An 18,859-nucleotide genomic window follows, 5' to 3' on the forward strand; every position below is an offset into this window, starting at 1 on the left:
GTTCTTCCTCTCCTTTAAGCGCCTTGCCGGGTTATTCCAGACCGAGAATGCTCTTGATTTTTGCTTTAACTTCCATATGTGACGAATCATCTAAAATATAATCTTTTGGATAATATAGCTTATGGTCTGTTCTTCGTTTACCCGATATTGCGTCTACAATATCCGATTGTCTCGAAAGTTCTTTCAGTTCTCCATTTGGCAGCATTAAATGAATGGGCAGCCGTTCTTCTTCTTCGCCTGGTCTGTAAAAATCGTACGGAAGATCAGAGGAAGAGTCCACGACCAGGTAATAGTTAGGATTTAAGCCGGCCAGTTCAAACAACTTTTCTAGTTCATTTAATTTTTTGTATTCCTTTGAAGGATCAAACTCAACATATTTAAATAGATTGCGATTCATAAAGCGTCTGCAGAGATCACGCAGAATCGGATCTTCTTCGTCTTCCCACATTTGAAAATAATAAAGAATGATGGACTCATCCAATTTCAAGTAATCTTTTACTGTCACTGCACCTTTAAATATTGATAAAAAATGATAAGGCTCATGCGCAAATGTATAGTTCTTTTCACTTAATTCCTTAGCCCTGTGGAGAATTTTCGTCAAAATCACTTCAGAGCTTCGCGTGACCGGATGAAAATAAACCTGCCAGTACATTTGGTAGCGGCTCATAATATAATCCTCCACCGCATGCATACCGCTCGATTTAATGACTACCTGATCTTCTCTTGGACGCAGGACACGCAGAATACGCTCCATGTCAAAATGACCATAGCTGACACCTGTAAAGTAAGCATCGCGTTGAAGGTAATCCATTCGATCTGCATCGATTTGACTTGAAATTAGTGAAATAACCTGTTTATTTTCATACGTTTTAGCAATTACATCTGATACATTTTGCGCGAACACAGGAGATACCCTGCTTAGCACCTCATTAACTTCTGTTTCTCCAAGAATAATTGCTTGAGTGAACGCCTCGTGATCGAGTTCAAATACCTTTTCAAACGAGTGAGAGAATGGGCCGTGTCCTAAATCGTGAAGAAGTGCGGCGCATAAAGACAGCAGACGCTCATTTTCGTTCCATTCAGGACGGTTGGCGAAAACATCATCTACGATTCTTCTTATTATTTCATATACACCAAGCGAGTGATTAAATCGGCTGTGCTCTGCCCCGTGGAAGGTTAAATAAGTAGTGCCAAGCTGTCGGATCCGGCGCAGCCGCTGAAATTCCTTGGTGCCGATTAAATCCCAAATCACCTGGTCTCTTACGTGGATATAGCGGTGAACAGGATCTTTAAATACTTTTTCTTCGTGAAGTTTCTGCGTGGAATACGCCATCTTTTCGCCTCTCCCTGCACATCATATTCTTATTATACCGATTAATTTTTTCGTTGCACTACTTGACAAATCCCGACCATATCCAAACGCCTGCATCTCAATTTTTGAGACTAAAAAAGAATTTTTGCTTTTCTTTTTAACTAAAGAAATCGTCTCTCGCTTTCTACCAAAAAGAAAAACCCGCCCCCCTGATAAGCGGCTTCTGCACCTAAGACCTTTAGGGATCAAGAAGTGAAAATGCTTATTAGTTACCGGGCTGCGGGAAGGATAAAATCTGTTATTTTTAACTCTTTTTTATTCAAGCTGCTTTCAGACTCTTCAGCTGTATATTTCGTTTGATCATGTGCTCATTTTTTAAGCTTTGTGCGTACTTTCTCCATCAGTTCTTCTTCTGTCAATGCCGCGACAGGGCGATTATTGACAAAGGCAAATGTCTTTTTGCGGCCTGGACCACAGTAAGATTGGCACCTAATATCAACACAAGCATCAGGGTCTATCTCCTTTAGCTTGGGGATCAGTGTCTTCAGATCAACGGCTTGACAGTCATCGCAAACTCGAAATTCGTTTGCCATTTGTCAACAACCCTTTCCTTGTGTGTTTCGTTGGTTCACTATCAGTCATTGTACCGATTTGGCCCCTTGTTTTCAAGGTTAAATCAAATTGTTCATCTTTTCTATTAACGCTTATGTATATAATTTCTAATTTTAGGAGAAAATATCGATATGGATAGACGTCCAAATGAAAGATTCATGGAACAGGAGTGAACAGAATGAAACAACGACAAGATGCTTGGATGGAAGAAGACGATTTGGTTCTGGCCGATACAGTGCTGCGTCACGTGCGTGAAGGAAGTACACAGCTTAATGCTTTTGAAGAAGTAGGAGATAAACTTAACCGCACCTCAGCGGCCTGTGGGTTCAGATGGAACGCTGTCGTTCGCCAGCAGTACGAGAAAGCACTTGATCTAGCAAAAAAACAGCGTAAACAGCGCTATCGCCTGCTTGGAAAAGAACAGAGCGGCAAAAAGAAAATTCTTTATCAGCCGCAAATGCCTTCGATTGAAGAGTTTGAATCCACTGATCTGCCATTCTCAGACTTTCCGCCAACTGAACCGGATGATCGCCCGGAATACAGGCCTTCATCAGACTATCAGCAGGAAATCGCTAGAGAGGAAACTTTCTCACCAATTAGAGAATTCCAGACAGCTCAGTCGATTAGACAAACACCCATCTCTTCTCTGTCATTAGAAGTTGTCATTGCTTATTTGCAGCAGCTTGGTCAAACGCGCGGTCAAGATGCACAGACTCGCCGCCAGGTAGATCGTCTGATGAATGAAAACCGCGTCCTGCGTGATCAGTGCCGCGAGCTTGAAATGCAGGTTCGTAAATTAGAAGATCAGGAAACCACTATGCAAGAAGACTACGAAACACTGATGAAGATTATGAACCGTGCTAGAAAGCTAATCTTATTTGACGAAGAAGAAATGCCATCTAATACATTTAAAATGGACCGAAATGGCAACCTTGAAAAAGTAGTAGAAAATTAATAAAAAGCTGTCCAGCTTGAACATTGAGCCGGACAGCTTTTACCGTTTAAGGGATTTTGAATTCCGATCCATCACTCTAGCCAGATAGCCATCATAAAGCAGCGCCTCTTTTTCATTCAACGTACCGCTCTCAATCGTGCCGCTGACCTTTTTAAGAGACTGCAAGAAGCGAAGCATTCCATCCTGAATCGAAAGCTCGGTTTGCAGCAGTTCAGAAAGTGATGCCATGACCTCTGGCTTAATAGTGGGATAGGTGTGCTTCGTCTTTTCTCCTTTTACTGCCTGTTCATAAAAGGCACCGATCAATTCAGCGCGTTCACTGCCGCTTCCTGACATGCATAAATAGATTTGCACCGCCACACCTCCACGAATCCGCCGCTGTGAAATCCCTGCAAACTTTCTTCCGTCAATGCTCAGGTCATAGCTTCCCGGACAATAAGATCCTGTCACTTCAAATGCCTCGATTTCAGCATTAAAATCTGAAAACATCATTCGAACAAGCTCCACCATGGCATCATAGCCTCTATTAATATCAATCCCTTTTTCATTTTCTGAAAAGATAAGGGAAATATTCAGCACATCTTTATCCAGTACAACTGCCAGACCGCCGGAATTACGGACAATACAGCGAAAACCAGCCTCTTCAAACACTGCTAACCCATCATCCAAATAGGGCGTCCTAGTATCCTGAATCCCTAACACAATGGTATCTTCATGAACCCAGGCTCTTGCTGTTGCAGGCGCATCACCCGCCCCGACTGATGTACAAAGCGTATCATCCATCGCAAACGACTGCAGCCCCTCAAACATCCACCCGAGACTTGATTGATCTATCACACGCCACATCGGCTGCTGCAGCAGCTCAAGCGATCTTATGTCCTTCATCCTTCATCGATCTCCTCTATTCAAAAACTCAAACTGAACAAATTATATCATATTTTAGCGCACAAAAGAGACTAGCCTCCTTTCGTACACTAAAGATAAAAGCCCCTTGCTCATTATAAGCAAGGGACTCCTTTTACTTAAAGTGCTTGTCCTGCGGTAATAAGGGCAAGCTTATAAACATCTTCTTCGTTGCAGCCGCGTGAAAGATCGTTCACAGGTGCATTTAATCCCTGAAGGATCGGACCTACTGCTTCAAAATTCCCAAGGCGCTGGGCAATTTTGTATCCAATATTCCCTGCTTCGAGGCTTGGGAAAACAAATACATTTGCGTCTCCCTGGATCTCAGAGTCAGGTGCTTTGCTTTTTGCTACAGAAGGAACAAACGCTGCGTCAAATTGGAACTCACCATCGATAATCAAGTCAGGCGCCTGCTCTTTGGCAATTTGGACTGCATCTGTCACTTTTTCTGTTTCTGGTGATTTAGCTGAGCCGGCAGTTGAAAAACTCAGCATCGCTACTCGCGGTTGAATATCGAACATTTGAGCTGTTTTCGAACTTTCCACAGCGATTTCAGCTAAATCCTGGCTGTCAGGAGAAATATTGATCGCACAATCTGCAAATACGTACTTTTCATCTCCACGAACCATAATAAATACGCCGGATGTTTTTTTGATGCCCGGTTTTGTCTTGATAATTTGCAGTGCAGGACGTACCGTATCTGCTGTGGAATGAGCTGCCCCGCTTACCAGGCCGTGCGCCTGACCATTATAAACCAGCATCGTTCCAAAATAATTTTCATCGAGTAAGATTTTTCGTGCATCTTCTTCCGTTGCTTTGCCTTTGCGGCGTTCAACGAAAGAGGCAACCAACTCGTCCATTTTTTCATAAGTCGATGGGTCTACTATTTCAGTGCCGTTCAGTTTAACGTTCATTTCCTGTGCTTTCTCTTCAACAGCTGCCTCGTTTCCTATTAAAACAGGTGTCAGAATGCCTTCTGCAGCCAGTCTGCTTGCTGCCCGTAAAATCCGCTCATCCTGTCCTTCCGGAAACACAATTCGCACATTATTCCCTTTTACTTTTTCCGTCAATGTAGTAAATAAATCGCTCATTTTGCGACCTCCTTAAAACGTTATACCGTTAGCATACCCCATCCGAAAAAGAATTCAAGAAGAAGCCATTATGTCAGCGCTTGCACCTTGAAATTCTGTATTTTCAAATTAGTCATCGTAATCTTTCAGCATGAAAGGATGAACATTCGTTTAATTCCGTGCTCAGTTTGGGTGCGTTTTGGTCAGATGTGATATGATAAAAACGGACAATAGAAGTAATTTTCAAGGAGTGACTTTGAATGAATGAAGCAGCAACAACATTAGACGGCTGGTACGGCCTTCATGACTTTCGCAAGATGGACTGGACATCCTGGAAACGTCTTTCGAGTGATGACCGGGCACTTGCCATTTCTGAATATCAGCAATTCCTGAAAAAACTCGATGCAGTTCAGACGGAGGAACAGGGCAGTCATTCTTTTTATTCGATCGTTGGTCAAAAAGCAGATTTTATGCTGTTTATTTTGCGGCCTACGATGGAGGAATTAAACGAACTTGAAAATGAATTTAATAAATTAACGATTGCAGAGTTTACGATTCCAACGTACTCATATGTTTCCGTAGTTGAATTGGGCAGCTATGGCTCAAAGGATTCTGATGAAGATCCATACGAAAATCCTTATGTGCGTTCCCGCCTGTATCCTCAGCTTCCTAAATCCAAGCATGTGTGCTTTTATCCAATGGATAAAAAGCGTGAAGGCGAAGATAACTGGTACATGCTTCCTATGGAAAAACGTAAACAGCTTATGTATGACCATGGAATGATTGGACGGGGCTATGCAGGCAAGATTAAACAAATTATTTCCGGTTCTGTCGGATTTGATGATTGGGAATGGGGCGTAACGCTCTATGCAGACGACGTACTTCAATTTAAAAAAATCGTTTATGAAATGCGCTTTGATGAAGTAAGTGCACGCTATGGCGAATTTGGTTCGTTTTATGTGGGCAACCTGCTTGAAGAAGAAGAGCTTCCTCGATTTTTACATGTTTAAATACTTTTTAACAAAACCGTTTCCAGTCAATGGAACGGTTTTTTTTTGAGATTGCTTCTTCACACAACACGGAAGTAGGATTTTTCAGCCTGGAGACCTTAAAGAACAGCACCATACTTTCTATTAGCTTTCACAAAACATGTTTTTAGCATACAAGCTCTCCCCGCCGCATATCTTTAAACCGATGGGGGAGGAGTGAAATCTTGATGGCAGTTATTGCCCATACTGAAAAGGAGGTTGACCTTCTCGCACGCTTAATGCGGGCAGAAGCTGAGGGAGACGGCGAACTCGGCATGTTAATGGTTGGAAACACAGGTGTGAATCGTGCAAGAGTGAACTGCATGGATTTTACTACTATCCGTACAATTGAACAAATGGTCTTTCAAAGCCCGGGAGGATTTGAGGCTACACAGAAGGGCTATTTTTATCAGCGCCCACGCGAAAGAGATAGACAGCTGGCCAGACGTGTACTTAGAGGAGAAAGATTTCACCCTGCTACAAACAGTCTATGGTTCTACCGGCCGGATGGGGACTGCCCAGCTCAATGGTATGATCAATGGAACACAGGCCGTTTCAAATCTCATTGCTTTTTTTCGCCAACTGCTGCTGATTGTCCAGATGTGTTTTAGCTCTTCTACATTTTTAAGGAGGCGGAATCTTCATGAATAATCCTTCACAAAATACTAATCAGCAAAATACCAGCCAGCAAAACCCAACTCAACAAAAACCGCAGCAGCAGATGCCCCAGTCATCTCAACATTACTCTCAGCCGTATTACCAGCCACAGTCCTACCCCAGTTATTCATACCCTTCTCAAAGTCATCAAACGTACCAAACCCCGACAGTTCCTATGGGGGGGCAGCAGTCCATGCTGCCAAACGAAGAGTCATATATTGAAAACATTCTGCGGTTGAATCGAGGAAAGCCGGCCACTGTATACATGACATTTGAAAACAATAGGGAATGGAATGCCAAGATTTTTAAAGGAATTGTGGAGGCAGCCGGCCGGGACCATATTATTTTAAGTGATTCTAAAACGGGCCTGCGCTATATTTTACCCATGATTTATCTTGATTATGTAACCTTTGAAGGCGAAATCCAGTACTCATATCCTCTTAATTCTATGAGCAATTATTCTCAACGGTGAGGCGCGCTTCCCCTTCCACTTTAAAAAAATCATATAATAAAACCGCTTCCCTAACTTGAGGAAGCGGTTTGTTTTTGTGATTAGCAGGTTTTTTACAAGACTTTTACAGCTGCAGCGATTAAGCAAATCCAGGCTGCTAAAAATGCTACTCCGCCAATTGGCGTGATCGCACCGAGAACGCTGATGCCGGTGAGACTTAGGACGTAAAGACTTCCCGAGAAAAAGATAATGCCGACAAGCATCAGCCAGCCTGCCCAGCTTAACAATCCAGTTGTCGGGAGTGTTCCCATCAGGATACCGATAATTAAAATCCCTGCCGCATGAAACATCTGATATTGAACGGCAGTCTCCCATGTAGCAAGATATTTTGCCTCAACTCTGCCTTCTAATGCATGTGCACCAAATGCTCCGAGTCCTACAGAAAGCAGCGCATTCAACGCTCCAATTATAATAAATAATTTCATTAGCTATTCTCCTCTTTTTAAAAATCAAATAAAGAATCCCCGTTCGATCCATCTTCCATTTTAACCGGTTTTTCCTGCGATATCGAAACAGGCTTGGCGGGAGCAGAATAAACAGGTGCCTGATTTGCCGGCATGGGATTTGTTCGCCTATTGATATTTCCTGAACCCTCCGTTAATGGAGCTTCTTGATCAAGGGCAAGATCACATAATGTCCGGATCGCATGCAAATGCTCTCTTCTTTTGGCAGAAGGTGCTTGCCTGGCTTGTCCAATTTGCTGCTCAATTTTTGCCAGGACCTGTTCGTCCGTAATACTCATGATGCTACACTCTCCTTCCGTCCGGTGCATGAAGCAGACGGTCCTTTTTTTCAAACGCCAGACAGGACTGTCCGGATGCACGAAATACTTGCAATGAAGGCAGATGATTCGTTTTAAATTGATGCGCTCTGCAGCCTTTTGGGAATTTCGGATCCCATGTAACATAATAGTGCTTGCAGGCGAGACAATTTATGCGTTTTGATTCCATTTCCATCTGCCTCCCTTCTCTTTAAAATATACTATATCACCGTTGTAATGACCAATCGACTTCCTTAATATCGTTTTCCCGCAAGAATGCATTTGCTTTTGAAAACGGGCTGCTGCCAAAAAAGCCTCTGCTCGCAGACAGCGGACTTGGATGCGGGGCAGTCAGCACACAATGAATCTGTTCATTTATTAAGCTTCTTTTAGATTCAGCGGGTTTTCCCCATAAAATAAAAACAGCAGGCTCCTCGCGATTGCCGATCAATGAAATGATTTCATTTGTTAATCGTTCCCAGCCTTTTTTTCGATGAGAGTGGGCCTCCCCCTGACGAACAGTCAGAACAGTATTCAATAATAGGACACCTTCTTTTGTCCACTTTTCCAGATCTCCATCGCGGGGAATCGGTATGCCCAGATCATGATGCAATTCTTTGTAAATATTTCTTAGGGATGGCGGGATTTTCACCCCAGGCTTCACCGAAAAGCTCAAGCCATTCGCCTGCCCCGCACCATGATAGGGATCCTGCCCTAAGATAACGACCTTTACATTAGAAAAAGGAGTGTTATGAAGAGCCTGATAAATCTCGTTCATTGGCGGGAAAACTGTTTCATTCTGGTATTCTTCTTTTAAAAACTCTCTCAGTTCTAAATAGTATGGCTTGGAAAACTCTTTTTCCAAAAGAGGATTCCAGTCATTTTCTAAAATGCTTTTAGACATCATCAAGCCTCCCTGTCTGCTGACAAACATTAGTCAAAAACGATGGTTGCTTCATACCCTGCATACTCAAAAAACTGTTTTAATACTTGCTCAGCATTTTTTTCAGCCTGGTTAAGAATTCCTTGTTCCTTTGCTTCTTCTTTAATCAGTATCTGCGCTTCTGAAACAATTTCAAAGCCTTCCTCCCAATTGACATTGCTTCTGAACATCCCTTCTACAGAAAACGCCTGAATATTTTGCATATCTACGGCCGGTTCCTGTAAAAAAGAAGCGCGAGGTATTGTGATCTGAATGGTCTTTGCTTCCTCATTCAGTTCAACATCTTTCTCATCAATCGATTCAAGATCCACTCCTGCAAGAACTGTTCCCGGAACAATCAGTAATATGCGGCGCTGTGTGCCCGGAAGGTTCACTCCAATATCCTGACCGAAAAGCTGATTATCGGTTTGTTCCACTACCGCTTTTATAAAGGCCTGGGACGTAGCCAGCGCACTCATATCTCTCACTTGTTCAACAAAAGCAGCAGATTCCTGTTCTTTCGTGTCATCTGAAAGCCAGACATTTGATGCAAGCAATCCTCCAGCTACAATTAAAAACAGCAGCAAGCCAAGTAAAATATATTTTAAACGCCAGAATAGATACAGCGTTTTACCCATCTTCATCATATATCTTCACCAAGAAATGAAACTGCCGCTAATGAAAGAAAATAGATCATCACTCTTTCTCCCTTCTTTTCTTCCTATTCTATTATTATACGAAAAAGAGCGTATATTGGAAACAGATTCCACCGGATCCTGTCGGAGTGAACAAATGATGTCCATATTTCCGACAAATCCCATGACGACTCTTTAAATCATGACGAAATATTTCCCAGGAAATCGAGAAATACATCGAAAGCGGAATGATTTAAATCCAATGCCTTCCATGCTATGATTGGACATACTAAATGAGAAGCGAATCAAGGAGGAGATCGAGATGAGTTTACCAAAAACATTGACTATCGCTGGTTCTGATACAAGCGGCGGCGCTGGAATACAAGCGGATTTAAAAACATTTCAAGAGCATGGCACATATGGCATGACGGCTCTAACGACCGTTGTTACGATGGACCCTGAAAATAATTGGCATCACAACGTTCACCCGTTGCCAATTGAGACCCTTAAGGCTCAACTGGATACTGCCCTGTCAACAGGCGTTGATGCCATTAAAACCGGTATGCTTGGTTCAGTGGAAATAATTGAGACAGCAGCTGCGGCGATCGACCGTTCTGGGGTCCGTAATGTTGTCATCGATCCGGTTATGGTCTGCAAAGGAGAAGATGAAGTTCTTCACCCTGAAACAGTTGGGGCAATGCAGGAATTTCTGCTTCCGCGAGCGGCCATCGTTACGCCAAATTTGTTTGAAGCAGGTCAGCTATCAGGTATGGGTGCTTTACGTACTGTTGAAGACATGAAAGCAGCAGCACAGAAGATGATTGATTCAGGCGCTCGTTCAGTCGTGATTAAAGGAGGCAAACAGCTGGTGCATGATCAGGCGCTGGATCTATTTTATGATGGCAGCACCTATTCTATTTTAGAAGCAGAAAAAGCGGATACCTCTTATAATCATGGAGCGGGCTGTACATTTGCTGCTGCCATTACAGCGAACCTGGCAAATGGCCTTGAACTCAAGGAAGCTGTGACGAATGCAAAGCAATTTGTTACTTCTGCGATCCATCATGGCTGGAAACTGAATGAATACGTGGGTCCTGTTATGCATGGAGCATTCAACCGTTTTGAAAAAAGTACGATTAGCGAGCAAACAATCAAGGCATAACAATATTTCCCCGATCCAGCCGCTTTATGTGTTTAACTTCCTCATGTTAAAGGAATATATGGAGTAAAATGTATTCTAATGAGGTGAAGGCATGATTAATTTTATTATCGCTATTGCTGTAGGGGTGGGTGTATTCCTTGGAATTTATTTAATCTCCGGTTCAGCAGGCATTTCAGCGCTGGTGGCTGTTATTGCAACGGTGATCGCTGTGATCGCTGTCGGATTTTACACCGGTCAGCGTAAAGAACAGATTAGTAAGAATGAGGAAGTTCCTTTGCAAAAAGACCGGACTCCTGAAAATGCGAATAAAAAAGACTATAACCCTGATGATCGAAATGAAAACCGTATAAAAGATCCTGGAAAATAGTTTTCCGCTGCTCCCGGCAAGGGGCAGCGGTTTTTGCTTTCCTTTCACTTTTTCAAGCTCATTTTTCGCATTCTTATCTCTTTTCAAGTACTATAAGTTAAGAACATTATCACTAGCCGACAAGGGGGTACTTTTATGCAGCCTGTCAAAATTGAAGAGGTGCAGCCATTAATTGACCATTATGCAGGTAAAGAGGTCTATATACATTTAGAAACCACAAATGGTTCCTATGCAACTCATGTAGATGAAGCTTTTTTTAATGCCGGAGCCTTTATCCGAAATGCAAAAGTAACGTACGAATTAGGCAAAATTATAGGAGATGCTCCTTCCCGTGTCGGGTTAAAAATCGAACTTGGATGGATCTATGCACAAGGGATCACTCACTATGAACTAGATTCAAACAAACGTTTGATTATGGCTGGTCACGACCATGAGGGCAAGCTTGCTGTCGCCCTTCAAATAAGCGAAACACCTTTTGAATAACTTCAGGAAGGAGACTCTATGATGATTGAAAAAGAAAAACACGTCCTTGTTGTATTCCCTCATCCCGATGACGAAGCATTCGGGGTATCCGGCACGATCGCCACCCATCTTCAAATGGGCACCGGAGTTACCTACGCATGCCTCACTCTAGGTGAAATGGGACGAAATCTGGGCAACCCTCCTTTTGCTACTCGTGAATCCCTCCCGCTTATCCGTAAACAGGAGCTGCAAGGTGCTGCGAATGCCATGGGACTGACAGACCTGCGCATGATGGGACTGCGGGATAAAACAGTTGAATTCGAGGATGACGAAAAAATGGTTCAGATGATGAATGATCTGATTGATGACACAGATCCTTCTCTTGTTATCACATTTTATCCGGATTATTGTGTTCACCCCGACCATGAAGCCACTGCACGGGCAGTTGTTCGGGCAGTGGGGCGTCTCCCTGAAAGCCGGCGACCGAAGCTTCATTGTCTGGCCTTTGCTAATAATACGCAGGCAGAGCTTGGCTCACCAGACATTATTCACGATGTGAGTGCTGTAAGGGATCTAAAGCTGAATACCATGCGCGCGCATATTTCTCAGACTGCATGGATGCTTAAGGATTTAGAAAAACGCCTAGCTCAAAATGAACCTGAAGCCGTTGAATGGGTGACAAAGGAGCGTTTTTACAACTATCGCTTCGATCAGGGATATAATTAAACAATGAGATAAAGGTAAAGCCTTAAAAAAACAGTAAAAAGGAGAATGCCTGCCACAAACAACTTTGTGGCGGCATTCTCCTTTTTCTGTGAAGTTAAACGAGGAAGGTTCAATGAAGTGCAGTTTGGCCGTCCATTATACCCTTCCTAAAACAGTTTCCTTACTTTTGATTGAAGTGCCTTACTTCCTCTATTGTAGGAAGAGCGGTCATCGCCCCTTTTGTAGAAGCGGCAAGTGCACCGGAATTAGATGCCAGCTCAACGATGGCAGTCGCTTCTTCAAGCGTCATAGATTCAATATTTCCCTGGTATTCATGCAAACCATACAATATTCCGGATACGAATGCATCTCCTGCACCAGTCGTATCCACAGCCGTTATTTTACGGGCCGGAACATGTACATGGCCATCCTTTGTAAACAAGTAGCTTCCTTCTGCTCCCATTGTGACTAGGATGAGTGGAATCGGATAGTTTTGAAGAACTTCCACACCTTTTTGAATATCAAATGTTCCCGTTAAAAACTCCAGCTCTTCCTCTGAAATTTTCAGTACATCTGTTTGATCGAGCATGGAAACGATCGTTCTGCGTGCCTGCTCAGGGTTTTCCCATAGACCTAAGCGAAGATTTGGATCGTAGGAGATCAGCTGCCCATGTTTTTGAGCCAATTCTACCGCTTTTTGGGTAGCGCTCTTCGAAGGTTCGCTGATCATCGAAATGGAACCGAAGTGAAAGATTTTCGCCTTTTCAAATACAGATTCGTTTAACTCTTCAGCTGTTAAGAAACGGTCTGCACTTGGATCAATGTAAAAATCAAAGCTTCTTTCCCCGCCTTCTCCAAGTGTGACAAAGACGACACCTGTACGTATGTCTTTGGTCAGCTTCATAGAATCCGTATTGACTCCGTAGTCATTTAAGGTGTCTTTCAAAAAGAGGCCTAATACATCTTCCCCCACCTTGCCGATAAAATGAGATTCAATACCAAGACGGGCAATCCCCACTGCCACATTTGCAGGTGCTCCCCCCGGACTTTTATGGTAGCTGCTATTGCTTTCATCTAATGGGATAAAATCAATCAGCGCTTCTCCTAAGCTAATAATTCCAGATTTCATAGTGTTCCTCCTACAGATAATAAGTATTTGAATGATCTCAGTTTATCATACTCTTATCTGACCGTCTTTTACTAAATTGAGACCGGTTCATTTCCGCTCCAGGCGGAGGCTTTCCGCGTGGCGGGAGGTGAGCCAGCTCGATGCTGACGCATCTTCCCTGTCTCACCCTTCCCGCTTCTTCACGCTGGAGTCCCCGCCTTGCGCTCCAATGAACCTATTCTTTCTTACAATGCCACCTTTTCAGAATATAAAAGCAGAGTTACCGATACTACAAAGTCAGTTTTAAGATATGTTGGAGACCGGTTCATTTCCGCTCCAGGCGGAGGCTTTCCGCGTGGCGGGAGGTGAGCCAGCTCGATGCTGACGCATCTTCCCTGTCTCACCCTTCCCGCTTCTTCACGCTGGAGTCCCCGCCTTACGCTCCAATGAACCTATTCTTTTTACGTTTTACTGTAGATGGATAATACTGTTCAAAATCACCCGATGCTTGTTTCTTTGATAACATAGAAATGGGGATGATTAAATCCTATCCAGGTCGAGACTGTAGTAAACCTATTCCTCTACCAAATCAACCCGTATCTTCTCCATCTCAACAGGCTGATTCCTGCTTAAACTGCCAAACGGTACCATTAATGAATAATCGCCAGCATCAAATTCATCTGCGTTTTCAATAGTAAAAACTGATTGATAATGATTGGTTTTCTCGTCGATCAAGGTTAATTTTTCATTGCGAATTTGATGACCAATGATGTTATTCATGTCAAGCTCACCGTCTTTAAGTCTGTATAGATGCTCTGACCGAATTGGCATGATAAACTCTGCGAAGTTATCGATCAGATCCTGGTGCAGACTTCCTTGTTCCAGGTTTTGAACATTAAAATCAAGCACCAGCTGATCTTCATTTTGTTCTACTTGATTTACTTTCAGTTCGAAGTCAAAACGACCGCTTTCGATGACGAATGGCCCTGAATGCTCTAAAGCGGAAACTGTTTCATGTTCCCACATCCGAATCTCTGGATGAACCACTAAGTACTTTGCATCTTCCGGGATTTTACTCGCAAACAATTCACGAACGTCTTTTTCAAATCCATTATCTTTCTCCAACACGGAAAGCACATTTGCGCTGGATTTTGATAATCGATTTCCCTCATTATCAAAAACAGTGATCTGGATGTTATCTCCTTCTCCATCAAGCGGAAATGTTGTTTGATAGTTTAACAATGTGGTTGCCTTTCCTTTTGTGACGGATTCCATTCTAAAAGAATAATTCCCGCCGTCAAACACACTCTCCGCATCAGAGTAGATCGTTTCACTTGGAATTTGTGAGACCGGCACATCAAATTTCCAGTCCCCTTTAACACCAGTAATTTGGGTAAAAGTAAGAGGCAGCGTGAGATTTTCAGCCAACACATCATCCGGATTAAAAAATTCCATTGCCGCCACGTATTCATCCTCTCCTGTTTTCTCCAAAGAGGTCATACTGGCTGCCCACTGATTCTGTTCAACACCATCAAACAGATGAAAATTGTATCCTATTTCCGGCCCTTCCTCATTATAATCATCACTAATCCTTCCACCTTCAGTCTTAAACGTGATCCCAATCACATTGCCATCGTAATACGCACTTGTTAAAGTTACGTCCACTCCGTTACTCGAAGCTGTCTGGTTCATTTCTGTGATCAAGTCACTTCCCAGTAGCTCATGCCCAATTTGAAGACTGAACTTTTGATAAATTGAACCAATTCCGGGTACAGACGCTAATACATTCGTGACAGGAGCAAAAATGAGACCGGAAGCTAGAAAACCCGTCGCTGCTGCGGCTGAGACAACTCCCCAAAATTTCTTTTTAGATTTTCGTTTTGGCATCTGTTCTTTTTTTCCTTTTTCAATTCCTTGACTAATTGAACGAAATACATCCTCTTTCGGCACTTCTATTTCACTTAACTCTTTATCTAGTTGCTCCTTTTTCATGCGTTTTCACTCCCTCTATGATTTGCTTAAGTTCTAATCTTGCCCGTCGAAGATACGTTTTCACCGTATTTTCAGGCTTATCAATCGTCTCTGCAATCGAACGGATCGAGTAATCATGGTAGTAAAATAAGATAATGACCGTCTGGTAATGATGCTTGAGCATCGAAATCGCAGTTGTCAGGTCCATTTCGCCTTCAATGTCTGATCTGCATGTTGCTTGAATTTTCTCCAACTCATGATCAAAAAGCACAATTTTATCTTTCTTCTTCAGCACCTCGTAAGTCGTCCGAATCAAGATTTTCGTCAGCCAGGTTGTAAAATACTCAGGCTGTTTTAATTTATCCACCGAAACAAATGCTTTATATACTGTCTCCTGAATAACATCCAATGCATCGTCTTTATTTCGGACATAGAGAAACGCCGTTTTGAACAACTTCTCATGTTCATTTCGGATTAGCGTTTCAAATGCTTTTTCATCGCCATTCATTGCGCGTTTCACAAGGTCTATCGTTTCCAATCGATAACCTCCTTTCAATGGTTAGAGTGATCATAAGCGAAATAAGTTTCAATTTATAAAATAAAAGCTATTGCCATTAAAAAAAGACCTCCTGGATTTGGAAGTCCCTTCAATCGTATCACGAAATTTGCTACCAAGAAGTTCAAATGCTGCTCAAAAAAAGAAAGCCCTCACGAATAAAAATGTTATTCGTGAGGGCTTTCTTATAAGCTTGCTGCGTTATGTGACGGTCTTATTCGGTTTATTTACCTTAAGATGACGGTACCATGATCAGCTGCTGAATTGATTTTGCTACGCCGTCTTCACGGTTGGTGGCTGTAAGATGGGCACATTGGTCTTTGATGTCCTGAGGAGCGTTGCCCATTGCAACAGAGTATCCTGCCATCTTCATCATGGAAAGATCGTTATAGTTGTCTCCAATTGCCATCACATTTTTCATCGAAATGCTTTTCATTTCACAATAGGTTTCTAGAGCAAGACCTTTTTGTGCATGTACACTGGTGATCTCTAGATTTTCTTTTCCGGACGAACTAATGGCAAGGCCTTCTGTTTTAAGGAGAATTTCTTTGGCTTGCTCGAGTGAATCAGGATTAGAAGAAAATGCTAGAAATTTGAAAACGGTATGGGTTGAATCTTGAAAGATATTTTCATACCCTTGTACCACTTCAATATGACCATCGTCATACCGGTTGTGTGCCTCTGCTTCAACATGCGGCATCGGTGTGTCGGGGTTGGTTGTCAAAAAAATATCAATGAGCAATTTAATGCCTTGTTCTTTATTATTTGTATACGTTCCTGTATCTGTGTACACCTCAAAATAGATATCAAGCTTCTCGAGCTGCTGAGCTGCATGACGGGCTTTATCTTTATCGATTCCTCTGACTAACAGCTGCTTCCCATTTTCATCCCGTAACTCAGCGCCGTTTACTGCGATGATCGGACATTTGATCCCTGCGTTTTTAAGAGGTTCCAACGCTTCCACGTACGAACGGCCGGTAGCAATAAGCACTTCCACACCGTGAGCCTGAGCTTCCTTAATCGCTTTTATATTGGCCGGACCAATCACATGATCGCCATTTAATAATGTTCCATCCATGTCTGATGCCAGTAATTTAATCATCTATGTCACCTTTCCTGTTTCAGGGTTTTATTAGTGTAACATGAAGGTATTTTTGAAAACCTTTACACTGTCTTATCTTTACACAAAAATTACGCACAATACAAAAAACACGGCAATTACTCGCCATGTCAGGGTCAGCTTACAAGCTGAAGGATTCCTCTAATTTTCATTTCACATTCTAACAGCCTGATAAAATCATTTGACAGCTCTTTTTGTTTTGCCATTTCAAAAGACTCAATCAGCTTCTCATCCGAAAGCTCTTGTAAAGATTTCAAAATGACCCACCTCATTATTAATATTTTCTTTTTATATTCCCCCATTTTCTAGAAATTACACCTTTTTAACTAAATATTTTTATTTATTTTGTTTGATTTTTCGGTCTTTTGATGGAAAGATCTTGGTTCAACGTTTATAGTGTTACTAACAAGGGTAAATGAATCGTTCATGGCTTTATCTAAATAACCATAGACAATTCTGGGCGGTGTGAATTAAAATAGAATCTGTCTTATTTTTATGCAAAGCCATTATTCTATTTATAAAAGGAGAGCACAATGAAAAATCCTACTTCACTTGATTATGCAAGATTTATCATTCCTTCTATTATAGGGATCCTATTGTTTATGACCCCATTTCCCACTACTGATCCTGATACAGGAGTCCAATCTGTCACCATTCCGATTGCTATTTTGTCTAACTGGCTTCAGGCTGAAATTGGGACGATTATTCCAGCCATTATGCTTATTATTATTCTGATTACTGCTTTTATGACTTTATTGGCTAAAATAGCTAAACCACATTATATCTTGAAAAATGATTTCTGGAATAATTTATTTTATGTTTCATGGTTTTGGACAGTTGTTCGTCTAATTGCCGGCATTTTTGCATTAATTACCTTTTTTGAAATCGGCGGAAGTTCAACAGAAGCGATCTGGTCCGATAATACAGGCGGATTGCTCTTAGGCGAGGATGGCTTATTATCCGTTTTATTTGCAGTCTTTTTATTTGCTGGTATGTTCCTGCCTCTTCTATTAAGTTTCGGTTTATTGGAATGGTTTGGTACCCTTATGGCGAAAATCATGCGTCCATTATTTAAGCTTCCTGGTCGTTCATCCATTGATGCGCTGGCTTCCTGGCTTGGAGATGGGACAATTGGTGTGCTGTTGACAAGCAAACAGTATGAAGAGGGCCACTACTCAAAAAGAGAAGCGGCCGTAATCGGTACAACTTTCTCGATTGTTTCGATTACATTCAGCATAGTCGTGATTGAAGAAATTGGGTTAGGTCAGTACTTTGTTCCGTTTTATTTAACAGTGGCGCTGGCCGGCTTTATTGCCGCCATTATTATGCCAAGAATCCCACCTCTTTCGAGAAAGAAAAAAACCTATATCTCTGAAGCAGATGAGGATGATGACTTAGAAGAAATTCCAACTGGAAAAACTCGTTTTCAGCATGGGACGCAAATGGCTCTTGCTGCAGCTAAGAAAAACAACAGTGTGAAGAAGTTTGTAGCAGATGGCGGAAAAAACATTTTAGACATGTGGATGGGTGTTGCTCCGGTTGTCATGGCTTTTGGAACGATCGCACTAATCCTGGCAGAGGAAACAAGCTTCTTTGTGATCCTGGGTGCACCGTTTGTTCCAATTCTTGAACTGCTCCAAATTCCTGACGCTGCGGATGCGGCTCAAACGATGGTCGTCGGCTTTGCCGATATGTTCCTGCCCGCCATTATTGGTCAGGATATTCCTTCAGAATTGACCCGTTTTGTGATCGCTGCAGTGTCTGTTACTCAATTGATTTATATGTCTGAAGTAGGCGGACTTTTACTAGGCTCAAAAATCCCGGTATCTTTCCTGGACCTTGCGATTATTTTCATATTGCGTACGCTTATTACCCTGCCAATTATTGCAGGAGTTGCACATTTACTCTTTTAACTCATAAGTACGTGAAAAGGCTGCCCATTTTGGCAGCCTTTTTTTCGTATTCAGTCAAAAATCCGGCTGCATAAACCGGTTTTTAGAAACAAAGAAAGCACTTACCTTCAAAGGGTTGGACATCAAAACC

23 protein-coding genes are annotated in these 18,859 nt (G+C 42.3%); 9 read left to right on the forward strand and 14 right to left on the reverse strand.

The window, feature by feature from the left end; genetic code table 11:
- Positions 1 to 31: 31 nt before the first annotated feature.
- Complete coding sequence (locus KR50_RS00260) at positions 32 to 1,333, reverse strand: HD domain-containing protein (protein ID WP_041053435.1); 1,302 nt, start codon at positions 1,331 to 1,333, stop codon at positions 32 to 34.
- 347 nt (positions 1,334 to 1,680) lie between these two features.
- Entirely contained in the window at positions 1,681 to 1,905 is a 225-nt protein-coding gene (locus KR50_RS00265) for a DUF1450 domain-containing protein (RefSeq protein ID WP_041053437.1), read from the reverse strand.
- A 197-nt stretch (positions 1,906 to 2,102) separates the two neighbouring features.
- On the opposite strand from KR50_RS00265, the gene KR50_RS00270 reads away from it, so the two are divergent.
- Complete coding sequence (locus KR50_RS00270; protein ID WP_041053439.1) at positions 2,103 to 2,879, forward strand: RsfA family transcriptional regulator; 777 nt, start codon at positions 2,103 to 2,105, stop codon at positions 2,877 to 2,879.
- Positions 2,880 to 2,918: 39 nt separating this feature from the next.
- Here KR50_RS00270 and KR50_RS00275 read toward each other — a convergent pair whose 3' ends face one another.
- Complete coding sequence (locus tag KR50_RS00275; protein ID WP_041053442.1) at positions 2,919 to 3,764, reverse strand: lipoate--protein ligase family protein; 846 nt, start codon at positions 3,762 to 3,764, stop codon at positions 2,919 to 2,921.
- Positions 3,765 to 3,901: 137 nt separating this feature from the next.
- Complete coding sequence (gene pta, locus KR50_RS00280) at positions 3,902 to 4,873, reverse strand: phosphate acetyltransferase (RefSeq protein WP_041053444.1); 972 nt, start codon at positions 4,871 to 4,873, stop codon at positions 3,902 to 3,904.
- A 239-nt stretch (positions 4,874 to 5,112) separates the two neighbouring features.
- Here pta and hemQ point away from each other — a divergent pair, with 239 nt between their 5' ends.
- From hemQ to gerQ, 3 genes are all read left to right on the forward strand, one after another.
- Positions 5,113 to 5,862: a hydrogen peroxide-dependent heme synthase gene (hemQ, locus tag KR50_RS00285; RefSeq protein WP_041053446.1), complete on the forward strand. Its 750-nt coding sequence runs from the start codon at positions 5,113 to 5,115 to the stop codon at positions 5,860 to 5,862.
- 206 nt (positions 5,863 to 6,068) lie between these two features.
- The gene (locus tag KR50_RS00290) at positions 6,069 to 6,491 is read left to right on the forward strand and encodes a cell wall hydrolase (protein ID WP_041053454.1); all 423 of its coding nucleotides are present in this window, start codon (positions 6,069 to 6,071) and stop codon (positions 6,489 to 6,491) included.
- A gap of 32 nt (positions 6,492 to 6,523) precedes the next feature.
- Positions 6,524 to 7,009, forward strand: a complete 486-nt coding sequence (gene gerQ, locus KR50_RS00295; RefSeq protein ID WP_084215440.1) for a spore coat protein GerQ — start codon at positions 6,524 to 6,526, stop codon at positions 7,007 to 7,009.
- Between the two features lie 92 nt (positions 7,010 to 7,101).
- Here gerQ and KR50_RS00300 read toward each other — a convergent pair whose 3' ends face one another.
- Genes KR50_RS00300 through KR50_RS00320 form a run of 5 tightly spaced genes read right to left on the reverse strand, consistent with a single transcriptional unit; the run spans position 7,102 to position 9,377 of the window.
- A complete protein-coding gene (locus tag KR50_RS00300; protein WP_041053456.1) occupies positions 7,102 to 7,473 on the reverse strand; it encodes a DUF423 domain-containing protein in 372 nt (123 codons plus the stop codon).
- Between the two features lie 17 nt (positions 7,474 to 7,490).
- Positions 7,491 to 7,790 carry a YwdI family protein gene (locus KR50_RS00305; protein ID WP_041053458.1) on the reverse strand — a complete coding sequence of 100 codons (300 nt, stop codon included), beginning with the start codon at positions 7,788 to 7,790 and terminating at the stop codon, positions 7,491 to 7,493.
- Between the two features lie 4 nt (positions 7,791 to 7,794).
- Positions 7,795 to 7,998 (reverse strand): uracil-DNA glycosylase, encoded by a 204-nt coding sequence (locus KR50_RS00310; protein ID WP_332307469.1) that lies wholly within the window; start codon positions 7,996 to 7,998, stop codon positions 7,795 to 7,797.
- Between the two features lie 36 nt (positions 7,999 to 8,034).
- The gene (locus KR50_RS00315; protein ID WP_041053463.1) at positions 8,035 to 8,712 is read right to left on the reverse strand and encodes a uracil-DNA glycosylase; all 678 of its coding nucleotides are present in this window, start codon (positions 8,710 to 8,712) and stop codon (positions 8,035 to 8,037) included.
- A gap of 29 nt (positions 8,713 to 8,741) precedes the next feature.
- On the reverse strand, positions 8,742 to 9,377 hold the full coding sequence (locus KR50_RS00320) for a DUF4230 domain-containing protein (RefSeq protein WP_052476600.1): 636 nt from the start codon (positions 9,375 to 9,377) through the stop codon (positions 8,742 to 8,744).
- Between the two features lie 310 nt (positions 9,378 to 9,687).
- On the opposite strand from KR50_RS00320, the gene pdxK reads away from it, so the two are divergent.
- The 4 genes from pdxK (at position 9,688) to bshB2 (ending at position 12,082) form a co-directional block, all read left to right on the forward strand.
- Positions 9,688 to 10,527 (forward strand): pyridoxine/pyridoxal/pyridoxamine kinase, encoded by an 840-nt coding sequence (gene pdxK, locus KR50_RS00325; protein WP_041053464.1) that lies wholly within the window; start codon positions 9,688 to 9,690, stop codon positions 10,525 to 10,527.
- A 91-nt stretch (positions 10,528 to 10,618) separates the two neighbouring features.
- Positions 10,619 to 10,894 carry a PrgI family protein gene (locus tag KR50_RS00330; protein WP_041053472.1) on the forward strand — a complete coding sequence of 92 codons (276 nt, stop codon included), beginning with the start codon at positions 10,619 to 10,621 and terminating at the stop codon, positions 10,892 to 10,894.
- A gap of 135 nt (positions 10,895 to 11,029) precedes the next feature.
- Entirely contained in the window at positions 11,030 to 11,377 is a 348-nt protein-coding gene (locus tag KR50_RS00335) for a YojF family protein (RefSeq protein ID WP_041053475.1), read from the forward strand.
- An 18-nt stretch (positions 11,378 to 11,395) separates the two neighbouring features.
- Positions 11,396 to 12,082, forward strand: a complete 687-nt coding sequence (gene bshB2 / locus KR50_RS00340; RefSeq protein WP_041053478.1) for a bacillithiol biosynthesis deacetylase BshB2 — start codon at positions 11,396 to 11,398, stop codon at positions 12,080 to 12,082.
- Between the two features lie 160 nt (positions 12,083 to 12,242).
- On the opposite strand, the gene KR50_RS00345 is transcribed toward bshB2, so the two are convergent.
- The 5 genes from KR50_RS00345 to sda all read right to left on the reverse strand — a co-directional run bounded on the left by KR50_RS00345 (position 12,243) and on the right by sda (position 17,073).
- On the reverse strand, positions 12,243 to 13,190 hold the full coding sequence (locus KR50_RS00345; RefSeq protein ID WP_041053479.1) for an aminoimidazole riboside kinase: 948 nt from the start codon (positions 13,188 to 13,190) through the stop codon (positions 12,243 to 12,245).
- 552 nt (positions 13,191 to 13,742) lie between these two features.
- Positions 13,743 to 15,161, reverse strand: coding sequence for a DUF4179 domain-containing protein (locus tag KR50_RS00350; protein ID WP_041053481.1), 1,419 nt, complete (start codon positions 15,159 to 15,161; stop codon positions 13,743 to 13,745).
- Complete coding sequence (locus KR50_RS00355; RefSeq protein ID WP_041053484.1) at positions 15,139 to 15,678, reverse strand: sigma-70 family RNA polymerase sigma factor; 540 nt, start codon at positions 15,676 to 15,678, stop codon at positions 15,139 to 15,141. The genes KR50_RS00350 and KR50_RS00355 overlap by 23 nt, the downstream gene beginning before the upstream one ends.
- Positions 15,679 to 15,928: 250 nt before the next feature.
- The gene (locus tag KR50_RS00360; RefSeq protein WP_041053486.1) at positions 15,929 to 16,798 is read right to left on the reverse strand and encodes a Cof-type HAD-IIB family hydrolase; all 870 of its coding nucleotides are present in this window, start codon (positions 16,796 to 16,798) and stop codon (positions 15,929 to 15,931) included.
- 134 nt (positions 16,799 to 16,932) lie between these two features.
- On the reverse strand, positions 16,933 to 17,073 hold the full coding sequence (gene sda, locus KR50_RS18115; RefSeq protein WP_198134215.1) for a sporulation histidine kinase inhibitor Sda: 141 nt from the start codon (positions 17,071 to 17,073) through the stop codon (positions 16,933 to 16,935).
- Between the two features lie 276 nt (positions 17,074 to 17,349).
- Here sda and KR50_RS00365 point away from each other — a divergent pair, with 276 nt between their 5' ends.
- Positions 17,350 to 18,729 carry a YjiH family protein gene (locus tag KR50_RS00365; RefSeq protein WP_041053491.1) on the forward strand — a complete coding sequence of 460 codons (1,380 nt, stop codon included), beginning with the start codon at positions 17,350 to 17,352 and terminating at the stop codon, positions 18,727 to 18,729.
- Positions 18,730 to 18,859: the final 130 nt, after the last annotated feature.

Origin of the sequence: Jeotgalibacillus campisalis (assembly GCF_000829515.1) — a bacterium.
In the GTDB taxonomy this organism is placed as follows: domain Bacteria; phylum Bacillota; class Bacilli; order Bacillales; family Jeotgalibacillaceae; genus Jeotgalibacillus; species Jeotgalibacillus campisalis.